Annotated in this window: 10 protein-coding genes; 2 read left to right on the top strand and 8 right to left on the bottom strand. The window is 32.9% G+C overall.

What is annotated here, in order from left to right:
* Positions 1–361: 361 nt before the first annotated feature.
* The 8 genes from COI44_RS11130 to COI44_RS11165 all read right to left on the bottom strand — a co-directional run bounded on the left by COI44_RS11130 (position 362) and on the right by COI44_RS11165 (position 13,709).
* Positions 362–2,584, bottom strand: a complete 2,223-nt coding sequence (locus COI44_RS11130; protein WP_098428008.1) for a glycoside hydrolase family 65 protein — start codon at positions 2,582–2,584, stop codon at positions 362–364.
* 174 nt (positions 2,585–2,758) lie between these two features.
* Positions 2,759–3,157 (bottom strand): VOC family protein, encoded by a 399-nt coding sequence (locus COI44_RS11135; RefSeq protein ID WP_098428009.1) that lies wholly within the window; start codon positions 3,155–3,157, stop codon positions 2,759–2,761.
* Between the two features lie 57 nt (positions 3,158–3,214).
* Positions 3,215–4,306: a threonine aldolase family protein gene (locus COI44_RS11140; protein ID WP_098428010.1), complete on the bottom strand. Its 1,092-nt coding sequence runs from the start codon at positions 4,304–4,306 to the stop codon at positions 3,215–3,217.
* Positions 4,307–4,396: 90 nt separating this feature from the next.
* Positions 4,397–5,005, bottom strand: coding sequence for a methyltransferase (locus tag COI44_RS11145; RefSeq protein ID WP_098428011.1), 609 nt, complete (start codon positions 5,003–5,005; stop codon positions 4,397–4,399).
* A 93-nt stretch (positions 5,006–5,098) separates the two neighbouring features.
* Positions 5,099–6,163, bottom strand: a complete 1,065-nt coding sequence (locus COI44_RS11150) for a DUF871 domain-containing protein (RefSeq protein WP_098428012.1) — start codon at positions 6,161–6,163, stop codon at positions 5,099–5,101.
* Positions 6,164–6,371: 208 nt separating this feature from the next.
* Positions 6,372–8,750: an immune inhibitor A domain-containing protein gene (locus COI44_RS11155; protein ID WP_098428013.1), complete on the bottom strand. Its 2,379-nt coding sequence runs from the start codon at positions 8,748–8,750 to the stop codon at positions 6,372–6,374.
* 413 nt (positions 8,751–9,163) lie between these two features.
* Positions 9,164–10,018 carry a MurR/RpiR family transcriptional regulator gene (locus COI44_RS11160; RefSeq protein WP_098428014.1) on the bottom strand — a complete coding sequence of 285 codons (855 nt, stop codon included), beginning with the start codon at positions 10,016–10,018 and terminating at the stop codon, positions 9,164–9,166.
* A 184-nt stretch (positions 10,019–10,202) separates the two neighbouring features.
* Positions 10,203–13,709 carry a S8 family serine peptidase gene (locus COI44_RS11165; RefSeq protein ID WP_098428015.1) on the bottom strand — a complete coding sequence of 1,169 codons (3,507 nt, stop codon included), beginning with the start codon at positions 13,707–13,709 and terminating at the stop codon, positions 10,203–10,205.
* Positions 13,710–14,582: 873 nt separating this feature from the next.
* On the opposite strand from COI44_RS11165, the gene COI44_RS11170 reads away from it, so the two are divergent.
* Positions 14,583–15,005, top strand: coding sequence for a VOC family protein (locus COI44_RS11170; RefSeq protein WP_098428016.1), 423 nt, complete (start codon positions 14,583–14,585; stop codon positions 15,003–15,005).
* A 187-nt stretch (positions 15,006–15,192) separates the two neighbouring features.
* Positions 15,193–15,963, top strand: a complete 771-nt coding sequence (locus COI44_RS11175) for a MurR/RpiR family transcriptional regulator (protein WP_098428017.1) — start codon at positions 15,193–15,195, stop codon at positions 15,961–15,963.
* The last annotated feature ends 95 nt before the right edge of the window (positions 15,964–16,058 follow it).

The raw sequence follows: 16,058 nt of genomic DNA on the forward strand, positions 1-16,058 counted from the left end.
CTTATCCCATAGGAGTCGAGCATCCCTCCATTCCAATCAACTAATTCATCAAAAAAAGTTTGCTATAAAAACCTAATCTAATAACTTTTACTTAGAGTAAAATAACCAATTTATTAATTATTTCGTAGATCAATTAAGATCGAACATCAAATTATAAACTATCATTCGAACTTGTTTTCTAAAAATATTTAGCTTAAATTTTGTTTTTTGAAAGATGGTTCAATCAATCTAATCAACAAGATCATTATGTTCTCAATAAATTCCACAAAAACTACTACTTTGCAAAGAAAATAAGAACTTTTTGAATAAAGTTCGCTTAATGCTCGAACTTTTCAATATTAACTGCAGCATATTTCGTTTCTTAAAGAGAAACCTTTATCTTTTCTGTTAAATTATATGTTTCACCATTAATTTCTAATGATACTGGTGGACCATATTCCTTTGTGACTGTTATCGATTTTTTGGAAATTGTTACTTCAAGTCTTGATCCTTGCCATAGGAAAGGAAAAATCATCTTATCCCAATTTGGAGGTAATTTTGGATCAATTTTTAAACGATTGATGTCCATGGAGATATTTGCAAAGCCAAAGATTGCTACTAGCCAATTTGCTCCCATAGGCGCAGCATGAATTCCATCATTTGATGATTTTGGATTCGGTCCTAAATCGATTAAACATCCTTCTTGAAATAATTGGTAAGACTCTTCTTGATAGTCACATCTTGCAGCAACAATTGCATGAATTGCTTTGCTTATTGGAGAATCATGAACAGTACGCTCCTCGTAGTATTCTAAATTCTTTTTAGCGATTTCCGTTGAGAACAAATCTGGGAAAAGATAAAGCAACATTACAACATCAGCTTGTTTTAAAACTTGTAGTTCATAAAGTTCTTGTAGAGAATAATCTAATAGAATTTCCCGACTTGCAATGGATTGTCTATATTCCGTTAAGTCAATCTCGGGTTTACTTAAAAATGTATCATCTTGCGGGATGACATTTTCATCATTCTGAATTGGTAAATATAATCGTTTTAAAAAATCAGTACACTTTTGCTTTAATTCTGCATCAGGATCATTGTATTTTCCCATATAATTTAACGCATTCTGCACATTATAAAAAGCCATGTAATTGGTATAAGCATTATTATCGACTTGATCTGTATATTCGTCTGGACCGATGACATTTTTAATGATTAATTCGCCATTTGTATCGGTTGTCCTACTCACCCAAAAGCGCGCAGTTTCTTTGAGAAGTTCAAGTCCATCATTGGCCATAAAGCTTTCATCTAGCGTATTTTCATAGTATTGTACGACTGCAAATGCAATGTCAGCTACAATATGTTCACTTGATTTTGCTAAATTTGAGGTTTGATTGATCTCGGGTATTGTATTATTCTCTGATCCTTTCTGTGTTTCTTCTTTTCCGGAAAAAGCACTTGCCCAAGGAAATAAAGTCCCCTCATAACCTGATTGGTATGCATTTACTTTTGCTTCTTTAATATGATGATAGCGATATCTTAGTAATCTTTTAGCAATCTCTGGTTCAGTAAATAAGTGAACCGGTGTAATAAACATCTCTGTATCCCAAAATATTAAACCATTATTGCCCTCACCAGTTAATCCCCTTGCACCAATACTCAATCGATCATCATGCCCAGGGGTCATCGCTTCAATGTGATACAAAGAAAAATCTAGAGCTAACTGATCGGCTTGATCCTTCGAAGTTATGACTACTCTTTTTTTCTTCCAAAAATCCTGCCATTTGATTGTCGTACTATTTCTCAAATTATCATAACCCTCTGATAAAAATTTCTGTACAGTATTAACACTAGCTGCAGAAGGTTCTTCCCGTAACATATCATTAGAGGTATAAACTGAGCTAATTTTTGAAAACTCAACCGTTCGATCAACTACGAGCTCTTGTGTAATTGAGGCTAGAAGTTGATTATTTAACGTAAAATATGAAACTTCACTCTCATCAGGTGTTACACAGCATGTTGCAATTGCAATTTTCTGTTTAGTCTCAGTAGTTTGATAAACACCATGCATAATTCTATTATCCATTATTCTTACTAATTCTTCTGTAAGTTCATTCTTTTGTTGACTAACACACTCCGCATTAATACCTGTTTTTATTTTAATCTTGGCATTACAATCTAAAGCTGTGACAGTAATTTTTGAAGCGAGTAAATGTAAATCATCCTTTGAAACAAAACGCTGAAACAAAAAGTGGAATCGATTTCCGTCTTTATTCTGCCAAATTACCTCTCTTATTAATTCACCGGTCAGCATATTTAATTTTCGATCATAAAATGTAAATTGACCAGTTGCATTCGAAAAAATATCACCATTTATTTCAATTTCCATTCCAATTAGATCTGGAAGATTCACAATCTTTGTCGTTTGACTTGGAGATAACTGATTATAGATACCTGCTACGTACATCCCCCTAATTTGTCCTTCGTAGTCTTCTTCATGACAAGATCTCAAACCTATGTAACCATTACCTAATGCCATTAAACTTGCATATTTATTAATTAATTGCTCGTCAAATTCTTTTTCAGTAATCATATTTACTTCATTCATATAGTTAAATTCTCACCTTTATAAAAATTCATATAGTAAAAGTTTGCAATAAATCCTCGTATTTTAAACTTGATATTTTAAAAATAGTGGAAGATTTATTAAAAATAGGATTACCGACAATAAAAAAAAAATCGTGTCACTGTTTCCAACACGATTTTTTCTTACAGTTCTTTATTAATTTTTTGCGAGAGTTAATTGCCAAGATACACCATATTTATCATTCACCCATACAAATTTTTCACTGAATGGATATGATTGCAAAGGCATTAATACTTCACCATCTTGACTTAATTGTTTGTATGCATTTTCAATTTCTTGATTTGTTTCACAAGTCACATATAATGAAACAGCTGGTGTAAACGTAAATTGATGCTTAACGGTACTATCAATGCACATAAATTGTTGGCCGTTTAATGTGAAAGTAGCATGTATTACTTTCCCTTCAAATTCACCCATATCTGCTCCATAACGCGTAATATTCACAATCTCTGAATCGTTAAATAGAGACATATAAAAATTCATTGCTTCTTCTGCTTGTCCTTCAAACATTAAAAACGTTGTAATTTTTTGCATTTAAGTCAACTTCCTTTTTCATTTATATTAAAAATTCATTGCTTAAACAATTTTGGTTTATAGTGATTTCATTTCTTCGTTTAATTTGTTAAAAATACTGTGAAGATCCTCTTTAGAGATTGTTGAATATAAATCTCCAATACTAATCTCGCAATAACAAACTTCCTCATTAACTGGTCTTAAGTTACCGGTAATACCAATTTTTGTTTCTTCATGAATAGATTGAAGTATGTATTTAACCTTTTCGATCGGAGCATTAAAATGAACATGAAACATATTAGAAACAGGTATAGCTGGGACAGTATTGATTGCTTGGCAACTATTAAAAAATTTGGCTAACTCTACTGCATCTTCATAGTATTGCCCCATCTTATTTGCTCTTTGATCAAAATAATAATTTGCACTTATTATGTAAGGATAAAGACTAATTAAATCGCCTCCATGTCTTCTTTTCCAAACTTTTGATTCGTCGATAAAATCTCTTTCACCAGCAAGAATTGCTCCCGCTACTCCCCCAATACCTTTATAAAATGACATATATACACTATCAAATAAGCTACATAATTCAGAAGCTGTCTTCTTATAGTATGGGAGAATTTCCATTAATCTAGCACCATCTAAATGCAATTTAATTCCCTTTTCACGGCAATATGAAGAAATTGATTCTAGTGAATCATATGATGGTAGTTGTCCACCAATTTCTCGTTGTGGTAATTCTAGTAATAAACAAGAGATTTCCTCATCCATTGCTAAAACATCCTCTAACTCAATAACACGACTTTTATCTGCTAGTAAAATAGGCTGTATATTATGTAGTTTTTTCAAACCATCTTCTTCATGAATTTCTAAATGTGATAAAGGATGATAAGCAACTTTATTGATTCCTTTTTGATCACACCAAATTCTTAATGCGATTTGCTGAGCCATCGTACCGCTCGGAAAAAACACTGCTGATTCCTTACCTAAAAACTTTGCCATTTTTTTTTGAAAATCTTCAATAAAATTCCCTGCTCCATAAAGGTCGCTTTCTTCACTACCATTGAATTCGTTTAGTGCATCCTTTAGTACTTTGATATTTCTAAATCCATTACCCGCTAATTGTTGGTTTGTATTTTTAAATGATTCTATAAAAGGATTAATGTTATTCAAATTGAACTCTTCCTTTCGACTATTTAATTTACTGTTATCCCACTTAAAAAATTCTCCATTACGACCAATAAATCCTTGAATCTTATAAAATTAGTAAGTTAAGCGATAGACTAAAAATCTTTCATTTTGATTTTTCATATAAGCATCTGCTAATAGGATCTCTTGTTTTAATTCAAAGGCAGTCTGGTTTTCTAAAAAATAAATATAATCATCAGAACTATAATACAAAATGATTTCAACATTTCTCTTTGATTGCTCAACTGAAATTAAAATGTTATTTACGATATTCATAAAAATTTGGATTGAAAATGGATTAAAAAAATAGAAACAATTATCTAATGGATTAATTTGATAATCTTCAGCCAAGCAGCAATAAAACAGGATTTTGTCTTCACTCGTCTTTGTTTTTTTTATGTAATTCTTTTTATTTTCAACAGCTTCATTATAATATTTTTCATTCATTTCAATTCCAACAACAGTGGCATTAAATAAGCTATTTATATAGAAATTTAATCTTCCTTTACCGCATCCGAAATCAACTATTCGATCATCGCTTGAAAGTATGTATTGCTTAAATAATTGTTGTAAAGCGCTATAAGGTGTTGGCTCATATCGATGATAATGAAGAGATTCGTTAAATCCTTTTTGCTCTCCCTCTGTTTTTATATTCAGTAGGTTATCATAATACTTATCGTCCATTTTTCCACGACCATTCGAACTAATATTTTGTAAGTATCTTTATCATATCGTTTCTAAATAGTTCAGTCTAACTTTACAAAAAAAGCGTGTTATTTAAACACGCTTTAACTTAAATTTCTTACCCGCTCCAATATATTGTAATAATGATAGATCGTCTTCAATAATCATTCCTATTACATTTACTTTCTCATCGCTTGGTAGATTAGTAAGCATAATTTGTAGCTCTCCTCCATATCTGCCATATAATTCATTATCAATTGTCACAGATCCAACTGGGCGAGTAATTGTATTTACTGGCTTTAAACTATTCTTACCAAAGCTTCCATATAGTCTAGACTCCATAGATCGAAGACAATCGCGAGCAGGATCTTCTCGATTCGTATGAACTTGCTCTACAATAGTAAGGATTTCTTCTTCTTGTGAATATGGTTTATATCTTAATTCCATATAGTCCTCCGCTTTTGAAAGAGCCTCCATCGTTTCTATTTTTATACTAATATCACCAACTAAAACTTTATCAATGTCACAGTTTTGAGTCAGGTCTAGGTAAGCTAGCAGAGGGTTAATTCCACGATGTTTTTCTAATGTTGGTAGTCCTTTAAAAAGTGGTCCTCTCATTTCATCGTTCCCAGGAATAAATGCCATTGTTGAAATTCCATAACTTTTTAACCATTTATTTTTTTCAATTAAATAAGTTGTTGCTAATCCGGTTTCTGGACGAGGATAGAAATTATGCCAAGCTTCTACATTTTTAGTTTGTAATCCATATTTAAGCAATTCGTCTAAAAATACAGGCTTAAGTGTACTAGCATTAAGTGCAATCTTCATTTTTTTAGAAAGGTCTGCTATTTGTTTTTCATGTAATCCGTAATCTACTCGTAATCCAGTAACTCCCCAATTTTGTAATTCGCTAACGGATGAGTAATCTAACCCTAAATGTGTAAGTGATTTTGCTGAAATATCTGCCATAAGCTCCATTTCATTTTCTATTGCCCATGTACCAAGTAGTTTAAGAAGTGATTTATAGGTTGAAGGGTCATCTTCTGGTATGTGTAACGATGTAAAAATTGATTGAAATCCATTTTGCTTTGCTACTTCAATATATTTTTTAGTTTTCTCAATATTTTTTTCAGATAAATAGATTGATATACCTAGCATAGTCTCTTTCCTTCTTCCTACTATTAGATTTATACTATTTGGTTATCATTTTAAACTTTCGAAATAAAAAGTCAATATAATCAACATAATGCATGAAATTCAATTTCATGATAAAGTAGTATATTCTTAGTTTATCTAGTGTTTTCCTATTAATCACTTAAAAACAAAAAAAGAAAGACAACATTAAGTTGCCTTTCTAAGTTCATTATTATTTATAAACTACAATTGATCCAACTGACTTGTCAGTAGATTGACCATTAACACGAACTTTTAAACCAAAGTGTCCGATGTTACGACCAGCATCTGGTAAGAATTCGTTATTGTAGTCTTTGCTATCATTAAATAATGAGATACCTTCTTGACTTGGAGATTTCAATTCTTCCCCTGTTGAATATGCAATGTTATAACCTGATGTTGGATTTAATCCGAATGCTGCATCCGCTACATGGAAACGAGCACTAGCTTCAGCGCCATAGTTCCATAATAAATTAGTATCATCGTGAGCATCAACAACACCTAAGAAACCATCACCTGGATGAATACCTGTCCAGTTTTCTGTAAAGCTATCATCAACATACCATACTACTAAACCACCGTCGTAGCTTAATAGAGAGTTTCCGCGTTTAATATGAGCTAAACCTTCGTCAGCACCTTTATGATTACGCCACTCTAATAAGTAGTAATGATTTGCATATTTATTTCCATCGAATTTTGAAAATCCTTTTAATGTAAATGGAGAAGTTGCATTTTCAGCACCATCATCAACAATTGTAGCGCCATCTGCTACTACTTTAATATTGTCTGCAAAGAAACCAACATTTGAAGTACCCCAGTCAGTTGCAGAACGTAAGCGAAGCTGAATTTTTTGGCCTTTATATGCTGATAAATCAAAGCTTTGTGCTTCCCAACCATTTGATTTCCCAGTGAAACCAGGCATTGAATTTAAGATTGTTGGATATCCTTCAGCTACAACATCACTTCTAGTGTGGCTGTTACCTAATGATTTCCAAGTTGCACCATTATCAGTTGAAACTTGAACAAATGCGAAATCCCATTGTTCTTCCATATCGTACCAAGCGTCAAACGTTAATGTTGCTGAAGCTTTTCCTGTTAAATCTACAGAAGTAACCATGCTGTTATCCATTTCGTCTGCTTGTCCACCCCAATACTCATAAGTGCCAGCAGCTGGTTTATTAATAGCTGTTACTTTTTTCGGTAAATTCACTTGAATAGCTTGGTTGTTTTGACCAAGTGGTGAATTTGCTTGATCTAATAAGAATTGCGTACCTTTTGTAGATACATCATCCCAGTTTACAACAGTTGGGTTAGTCCATTTTCCACCTAAAGTTGATTGGAAATATGATTTTGCCCATGGAGAGAAACCTGTTGGCTCTGTTCCAGGGATTGTTCCTGCCCAAGAACCAGCTGACATGATTGACCAATATTCAACTGCTTCACCAGCACCAGAGTAAATTGTATCGTACTCATCTGGTAAACCTAAATCATGTCCATATTCGTGTGCAAATACGCCTGTTGCACCATCTTCTGGCATCATTGTGTAGTCATAGAAACCAGGTAAACCTTTTCCAAGACCATCTGGGTCAACGAATTTAGCAGAACGATGAGACCAAATTGCGTTGTCTCCTAGTGATCCACCGCCAGCTTCTTGTCCCATACCTGAGTGGATGATTTGAAGGTGATCAACTAAACCATCTGGCTCCCAGTAGTTACCGTCTCCATCTAAATCATGTGGATCTTCTAAATCGTAATCTTGTAAAGGAACTCCTGCAGCTTTTGCAGCAGCATAAGCATCAATTACTAATTGTTTTGATCCACCTGGTGTTACGTTATCATGTCCAGTTTTAGAATCTCTTCCGTAATATGCTGCAGTTCCTGGTACTTTTAACCAGCCATATGCTTTACCATCAACTGTATAAGTTCCACCAGATTGTTGTTCATAATATTGTTTTTGTGAAAGGAAAGTTTCTCCGTTTGGACCTTTCACACCATTTTTACCAAAAATCATATCTTCATAATGTTGTTGAGTAAAATCTGGGTACCAGTTGTCTGTTTCATTCTTCTTAATATTGTTATGAGGAAAGTCAGAAAACTCTACCATTAATGTTAGAAGTTTACCCTTCTTTTGAATTCCTGGTGAAGCTGACTCTTGAACTGGATCAGGAGTACCTTTTAATTGACCATTTTTCTTACCGTTTCCGTGTAATAGGCCATTATTGAAGTCTTTAAATTCTCCGTGTTTAGCAGCATCTGCTTTTTTTACTTTGCTTGCAATTGGATCTTTTTCTGTTACTTGATCCGATTGACCTTTAACCGCTAAATAACTTTGTAATGCAGCTTGTTTCTGTGCTTCTGAAGCATTAGCAGAAACCACACCACGTTTAATTAATGCATCTAATAACTTTTCGTCATTAACTAACGATAAATCTAAAGTACTTTTTGAATGCTTAGCTAATGCACTATGTACTTTACTTAAGCTTTCAGATGATGCTGTTTTTAATGGAATTCCAGAAAATAAAGTTCCGGCAACCATTACTGATGCAAAACTAGTTACTACAAACTTGTTCAAAATAAGCCCCCCTTAATAATTTTCAAAGTACATTTTAATAATATTCTAAAAATTCTTTAAATCACAGAGGGTATTTTTCATCAAATACTAACAAATTTCACATAATTTTTACAAAAAAATCACATTACACCATAGAAAACTGACGAATTTCGTCAGTTTTTATAACTTGCTTTTTTGACATTACGTTCTTTAGTCTTATATTATTCTTTTAATCTAATTTTCAAAATTAGAACTTTAGAATTATTAAAATAACATTAAAAATAAATTTAATAATGTAATACATGTAATTGTAACTAGGTATATAAATTTTCCTCTTCAAATTTTGACATTTTTTTCCTCATCTTAACTAAAAAAAGAAGATAAGCAATAAACTTACCTTCGCTCATCTTCCTTGACTAGTTATTTAATTTTGATTACCTTCTTAGTTTACCTGCTTCTTCACTATACTCATGAAGTTTACTAGATACTTTGTTACCAATTCGGTTAAAGCATATAACATATAATGAATCGATTATATTTTGTTGTGACATTTTAGAAGCTATACTTCCTATTCGAATATCTTGTTCCATGTCAGGTGTGCATAGCTTGATATCAGCTTCCTTAAATAACGGAGACTTGCCAAGCTTAGTAATCGCAATGATCGTTGCTCCCTTTTTCTTAGCAAAACGAGCAAGCTCTAATACATCTTTTGTTTTCCCTGAATTTGAAACGGCAACAAAAATATCGCCTTCTTCCATATGACCTACTAAAGTGATTACCATATGGAAGTCAGGAGACATGATGGCATGGTAGCCAATTTTCCCAAATTTATATGCTCCGTCCATAGCGGATACAGCAGAACCGCCTACTCCATAAAATATAATCTTCTTTGCTTTTACAATTTCATCAGTTGCTTTTTCTAATTCTCTTTTATCTAGAGTTGATACCGTAGCTTCAATAGCGGCTTTATTTACATAAGTTACTTTATTAAATAAATCATACGGTGTATCTTTCTTATCCATTACAGAAAAATCATTAATATTCATTTCAGCTACAGTCAAATCACGAACTAATGCTATTTTAAAGGCTTTAAAACTACCGATTCCTATTGTTTTACAAAACCTAACAACACTTGCTTCACTAGCTCCAGTATTGTTCGAAATATCTTTAGTCGTTAGGTTGGGGACAATTTCAGCATGCTCCATTATATATACAGCGATTTTCTTTTCGGCTTGCGTAAATCGATCCATATAATTTTCAATTTTTGATAAGATTGTTAAATGTTTCATTTACTAAACACCTTTCTGCTAAAAACATACAAAATACTATTATTCTCTATTATGAACCAATTGTTTAGAAAATCATATTAATAACCAAATTAAAGTTGTTTTTTTAGTTCTTTCTACATTAATAAATTTGTTAAAAATAAAAGTGTAGGAAAAAATATTCCCTACACTTTTTGTTTTCGATTATTTATTGTTGTACTGTAACTGTTTGTGGTTTTACTGAAACTTTGAATCCATCTTTACTAGATACATCAGCAGAGATTGTATACGTACCATTTGGAACATTTGCTTCTGGAGTCCATTTTAAATGGATTTCATTTTTATCTTGTATATCCATTGAATCAACTACATTACCATTAGCATCTTTAACATAAATTTTCCAATTTACATTATTATTTGCAAAGGCATTGATTCCAGCTGGCGTTTTTGCATTTACATTTTTATTTGGATATACACTGAAGTAACTAACAAGCATCCCCTCGTTAATATAAGAAGGATCTCCCCAAACTGTATAACTTTGGTTTAGTGCATAGTCTGCTCCTAATACTACAACACTCTTTGGTTCTTCTTTAACTAGAGTAGATGTTTCACCTTGAGCTAATGGCTTATATTTGCCGTTATACCAAACGATTGCACCATTAAAGCCACTTCCAGCATCATCCGCTTTGAACGAGATTTCGTATTGACCATCTTTAGGTGTTACTTTTATATCCGAAACAACTGGAGCAACTGAGTCAACATGTAATGGAAGTTTTACGATTTGTGGCTTCGCACCATTATAATCAAGAGTTGTTTTGATTACATAGTTATAAACGCCATCCTTCACTACTTGTCCATTTTGATCTTTTAAGTCCCAACCATAACCAGTATTCAAATAGTCTCTATAAGACATAATGTTTTTACGAAATTTCCATGGCTTACCAGTATATTCACTAAAATCACCTAAGTATTGAAGTAATTCACCTTTATCATTTTCTACATACATTTCTGTTTTAGCTAAGTTACGAAGCACTGTAAATGATGGGTATACTTCTTTCAATGGAGTATTAGGTGACATGACAATTCGATCCATATTAAATCTTCCTGTTCTTGGATCATACCCTAATGGGAATACCCCTTCTGCTCCTATTTCATCATTCCAAAGTGTAGTATAACCTAAGAATGCATCTTTCTCATATGCTGCTGGATCAATATTTTTTGGTTGATCCCATTTGCCGTAATACCCCATGTAAGGAACTGATAACGGTACAGCTGAATCGCTATTTTTTCCAGAAGGAACAAGACGTACGTATCCCTCAACAAATGAACCATCTTTTAAGCTTGATGGAAGTTGAATCTGAACATCAAGATTTTTTTCTTGTCCAGGTTTAATTTTTAATGTCTTTCCTTCTGTACTTGTTACTTTTTCACCATTTACAGTTGACATAGCACCTTGGATTCGCTCACTTTTTAATGTTAAATATTCTTTTGAATCTAACTTTCCATCATTGTCTAAATCAAATTCTTTTGTTTCTCTGCCATCTGTAAATACATCTACATATACTTGATATTCCAAATCTTTTACATTCAGATTTTGAAGAGCTTCTGCATTTAATTTGAAGTGAATATTATTGTTAACTTCTTTTAGTGCAACTGCTCCAGCTTGTTCAAGCGGTGTTTTCTCCCTTGTCACAAGTACTGGCGTTTTAATTGCATTTTGAATTTGCATTAAACCAGATCCTTGAATACGTGGAGAATACGGTACCTCATTATTCGTACTAGGATCCTGTACTAGTTTAGAAGTGTTCATTAAAGCAATTTTTGCTTTTAAAGCTGTACTCTCTGAATGTTTTAATCCTTTTTCATAAAGTGACTGTAAAACTAATGCTGAACCACCAGCAACATGTGGAGATGCCATTGATGTACCGCTCATAACCTCATAGCCATTCCCTGGTACAGTAGAGTAAATATTACCTCCTGGTGCAGAGATTTCAGGTTTAAAGTCTAATGTATGAGGTGCTCCATATGAAGAAAAATATGACATCGTATTCTTATCTGGGTTATCTACATATACCCCTTTAGATGGTTTCATTTTTACAACATAACCACTTTTCAACTTAGAAATTAATGCATTGCCAATCGCTTTACTTGTTGTAGCTGCTTCTACATTAAAATAAGGACTCCAATAAACTAATGGATAGTCACTATCATTATCAGCCGGAACAAGAATTACCGCTTTTGCGTTCTTCTTCTTCGCTTCTGATTGAATATAAGAGTAGGTAGCATACCTTTCATTTGGTTTGGCTACTACAATTTTACCAGTTAAATTAGGAAGATTTTTAAGATCGGCAGTTTTACCTTCTCCTACATAAACCAATTCATAAGATTCAAGCGGTGATAATACTTTTGATAGATTAAAGTTATATTGTGATTGATCTTGGTATGGAAGTTGCAATCCATTTTCTTCTTTTAACGTGCTCATATGGATACTTGAATTTTCATATGAAGCCACAGATAACGCAAAAGGACTTACACCTGGTTCCCCAACTGTACCAATATCCGGATTTTCGGCATATGGTTTTAAAGAAGATTGTAGCAAATTATTTTGTGTACTATAAGCAGAGTTTCCACCCGCTACAACTACAAGCGTACCTTGCTCAGTCGCTTCACGGATCACTTTTTGAATCGGATCATCTACTTCACTAACAAATCCTGAATCAGTTCCTAAACTCATATTAATGACATCTGCTCCCATTGTTACCGCATGCTCAATCCCGGCAATGATGTCGTCTTCGTACGCCCCATTTGCTGTATCAGAGAATACCTTTTCTGCAAGTAACTGAACGCCTGGAGCAATACCTTCTACCCCATCATTTGCATCATCACCGTTTGCACCAATTGTACCTGATACGTGCATGCCATGTTCATTTCCTGAACCATGTGGAATGACGTCTGTATCATGATCCGCCCAGTCATATCCAGTTGGAACTTTGTCACTATACCAAACTTCACCTACACTTGTTTCAGCTAGTTTACTTTTAATGTTTTCTTGATTCCATTTTTCTTTTGCTTTTCCTTTTTCAGTGATTGTCATGTCTTTATGCGTATAGTCAATTCCAGTATCGACTACCGCTACTAACAATCCCTCACCTTGATATCCGTAACTTTGCCAAACTTTTTGAGCTTGTACTAATTCTTTACTTGCTCCCATTGTAGGTTGGAACTTTCTTGCAATATGTACATTCGTTACGCCTGGTGTTTGTTGAATTTCTTTTAAGTTACGATATTCTGTCTCCAAACTAAAACCATTAAAACCTTCATAAAAGCGTTGATTTATTTTTGGTACAGATCTTGTTGTTGAAATCTTTGAGATGACTTGATCTTGCTTTTCTTTAAAGCGTGCTTTTTTAGTTTGAGTAGATTCATCAGAAGTTGTTGGTTGTTCAACCTCAACGATTACACGAACTTTTTCATTTGGTTTATAAGCATGAGCATCATTTAAATCTTTATAGCCAAATGGGTCTATAGCTTTTTCCCCAGTTTGTTTTTGTTCTTCAGCAAAAATCTTTTGACCCTGCTTTGCAATCTCATCTAAACTTGGAGCTGGCACCCGATTTTCATTTGTTCCTTCAGCAAATCCAGTTGATGTAAATAACATTGAAGCTAATGTTGTCGTTGCAAGGACTTTGTAAGGAAAGCTTTTTCTCTTTTTCATCTCTAATCTCCTCTACAGTAAACTTTAATGTTCTGAATCTATTAAAATAAAAATAGATTCAAGCAAAACTGATCGAATAAATTGCTAATGCTGTTTTAATAAATTTGATACTATATTAATTTTAATGACGTTAACTCCATAATCATAATGGGTTATTCAACCGGACTTTTGGCTTATTCAGTTTGAAGTAAACTTAAAGAATTTAAGTAGAAATAAAGGGGTTTTTGACATATTCAGTCGAGGAAATTCGAAAAAAATTCATAAACTCGGGAAAATCACATTAATAGGTTGAGACATTTTAGGGTTATATTTGATTATATTAAATAAAAGATGCAATTTATAATTTTCAATCGAGGTCTATTCTTTTTTAAATAGGTAAAAATATTGTATTAGTAGTAGTCAGAATAATCCGTCTTTACCATCTTTGCGACAAATTTCTACTTTTCCCCCCAGAACATTGGCAGTGTTGGTGAGTTAATCTAAAATGAAACTTTTTTTTGTAAAAATTGTTTTTTAGCTTAATAATGAAGTTGGTTCTACTATTTTAATTGCTGTTTCCCATTTTTAATTGTGATTATAGGAATTTAATTGCCATTTCCCGTTGTTAATTGCGATTCCACGATTTTAATTGCCGTTATCCATTTTTAATTGCGATTCCTAGATTTTATTCACTGTTTTCGCGTTTTTAATTACCCCTGAGATTAATACAATTTCCCACCTTAATTAAAAATTCCACAATTATATCTTTCCACATAAAAGAATCAGAATTTTTCATACAATTCTCAAATCTTAGTTTGTTAAATTACCTTTTTTTGGATAGAATGGATTTGTAGGCTTTTAAAGTCTTAATACATAACATTAGGAGTGAAAAAAATGCCAATCGATGTTTATTTAAATTTTAATGGTAATACACGTGAAGCGGTTGAATTCTACGCGGCTGTATTTAACACAGAAACACCAAAAATTATGACTTTCGGTGAAGCACCCCCAAATCCAGAATACCCACTACCTGAAGAAGCGAAAAATTTAGTTATGCATACTAGATTGAACATTAGCGGTAGCAACGTTATGTTCTCTGATACTTTCCCTGGTTTCCCTTTTAACCAAGGTAATAATATTTATTTATCTTTTTTAAGTGAGGATTTAGAAGAACTTAGATCTGTCTTTACTAAATTAAGTGATGGCGGTAAGGTAGAAATGGAACTTCAAGAAACATTTTGGAGTAAGGCTTATGGTAGCCTAACAGATAAATTCGGCATTCATTGGATGTTTAATCACGGTACTGGTGAATTTTAATTTATAAATAAAAAAAAGGAAATGAACCCTTCATTAATAGGATTCATTTCCTTTTTTTTACATGTCTCTACTACACTTCCTCACTTGAGATATCTCTCATCTTACTCCTCAATCTATATTTCTTTTCATTCAGAATATTTACTATATAATAAGGTATATTTAGTTCTCTAAAAGTAGGTGAAATTTTATGCAAATACTATTAAAACGGTTATCACAAAATAGAGAAAAACTTAGCCAGCTTGAAAAACAAGTATTGGATTATATTTTACAAAATACGGATTATATTACGAAGCTGAATCTTGATGAATTATCAAAAGAGCTTTATGTATCTACAGCAACAATTAGTAGAACATGCCAGCAATTAGGCTTTCGTGGGTTTCAAGATTTAAAATATACTCTTTCAATGGAAACAAATAAAGTTCAAAGTCCAGTTTCCTCTACCTCCTATCTACTTAATACGCATATTGAGAGAATGAAAGAAGAAATGGAAAAAACATTGGAATATATTGATGAAGAAAAGATCAAGCTAGCTGCTAATTATCTAAAGAAAAGTACACATGTTGAAATATTCGGAGTTGGTAACTCACTCCCCGCTTGTGTCGACGCTTCTAGGAAACTGATGTTTGCTGGAAAGTTATGTAATGCGAGAACTGATTGGGACGAGCTACGTAGTGCTGCAAATAGTTTAACAGAAAATGATTTGGCCATACTAGTTTCATATAGTGGGGAGACTTTACATATGTTAGAATTTGCCCACATTTTAAAGAATAGGAACGTTAAAACGATCGCCATAACTGGAAGCCACTCAAACCGTTTACAAAAAGAAGTAAGCTTATCTCTTCAAGCTTATATTACAAGCACATACTTTGGTGAGCTCGATATGACTTCAAGGTTTCCATTAAGTATGGTACTAGATTTCATTATTATTGCCTATTTAAACGAAATGAAAATATGTTAGTTATTCAAAAAGAGACAGAAGTCGTCTATACCAGACCACTACTGACTCTTTTTATTTATGAACTTATTAATCTACTGAAAGTAAGCAATATACAA

The organism is Bacillus sp. AFS088145, assembly GCF_002564465.1.
Lineage (GTDB): Bacteria > Bacillota > Bacilli > Bacillales > Bacillaceae_G > Gottfriedia.

Excerpts from the sequence above, each read along its gene's own strand:
- COI44_RS11130 (WP_098428008.1), bottom strand. The coding sequence starts at position 2,584 with ATGAATGAAGTAAATATGATTACTGAAAAAGAATTTGACGAGCAATTA.
- COI44_RS11135 (WP_098428009.1), bottom strand. The coding sequence starts at position 3,157 with ATGCAAAAAATTACAACGTTTTTAATGTTTGAAGGACAAGCAGAAGAA.
- COI44_RS11145 (WP_098428011.1), bottom strand. The coding sequence starts at position 5,005 with ATGGACGATAAGTATTATGATAACCTACTGAATATAAAAACAGAGGGA.
- COI44_RS11150 (WP_098428012.1), bottom strand. The coding sequence starts at position 6,163 with ATGCTAGGTATATCAATCTATTTATCTGAAAAAAATATTGAGAAAACT.
- COI44_RS11160 (WP_098428014.1), bottom strand. The coding sequence starts at position 10,018 with ATGAAACATTTAACAATCTTATCAAAAATTGAAAATTATATGGATCGA.
- COI44_RS11165 (WP_098428015.1), bottom strand. The coding sequence starts at position 13,709 with ATGAAAAAGAGAAAAAGCTTTCCTTACAAAGTCCTTGCAACGACAACA.
- COI44_RS11170 (WP_098428016.1), top strand. The coding sequence starts at position 14,583 with ATGCCAATCGATGTTTATTTAAATTTTAATGGTAATACACGTGAAGCG.
- COI44_RS11175 (WP_098428017.1), top strand. The coding sequence starts at position 15,193 with ATGCAAATACTATTAAAACGGTTATCACAAAATAGAGAAAAACTTAGC.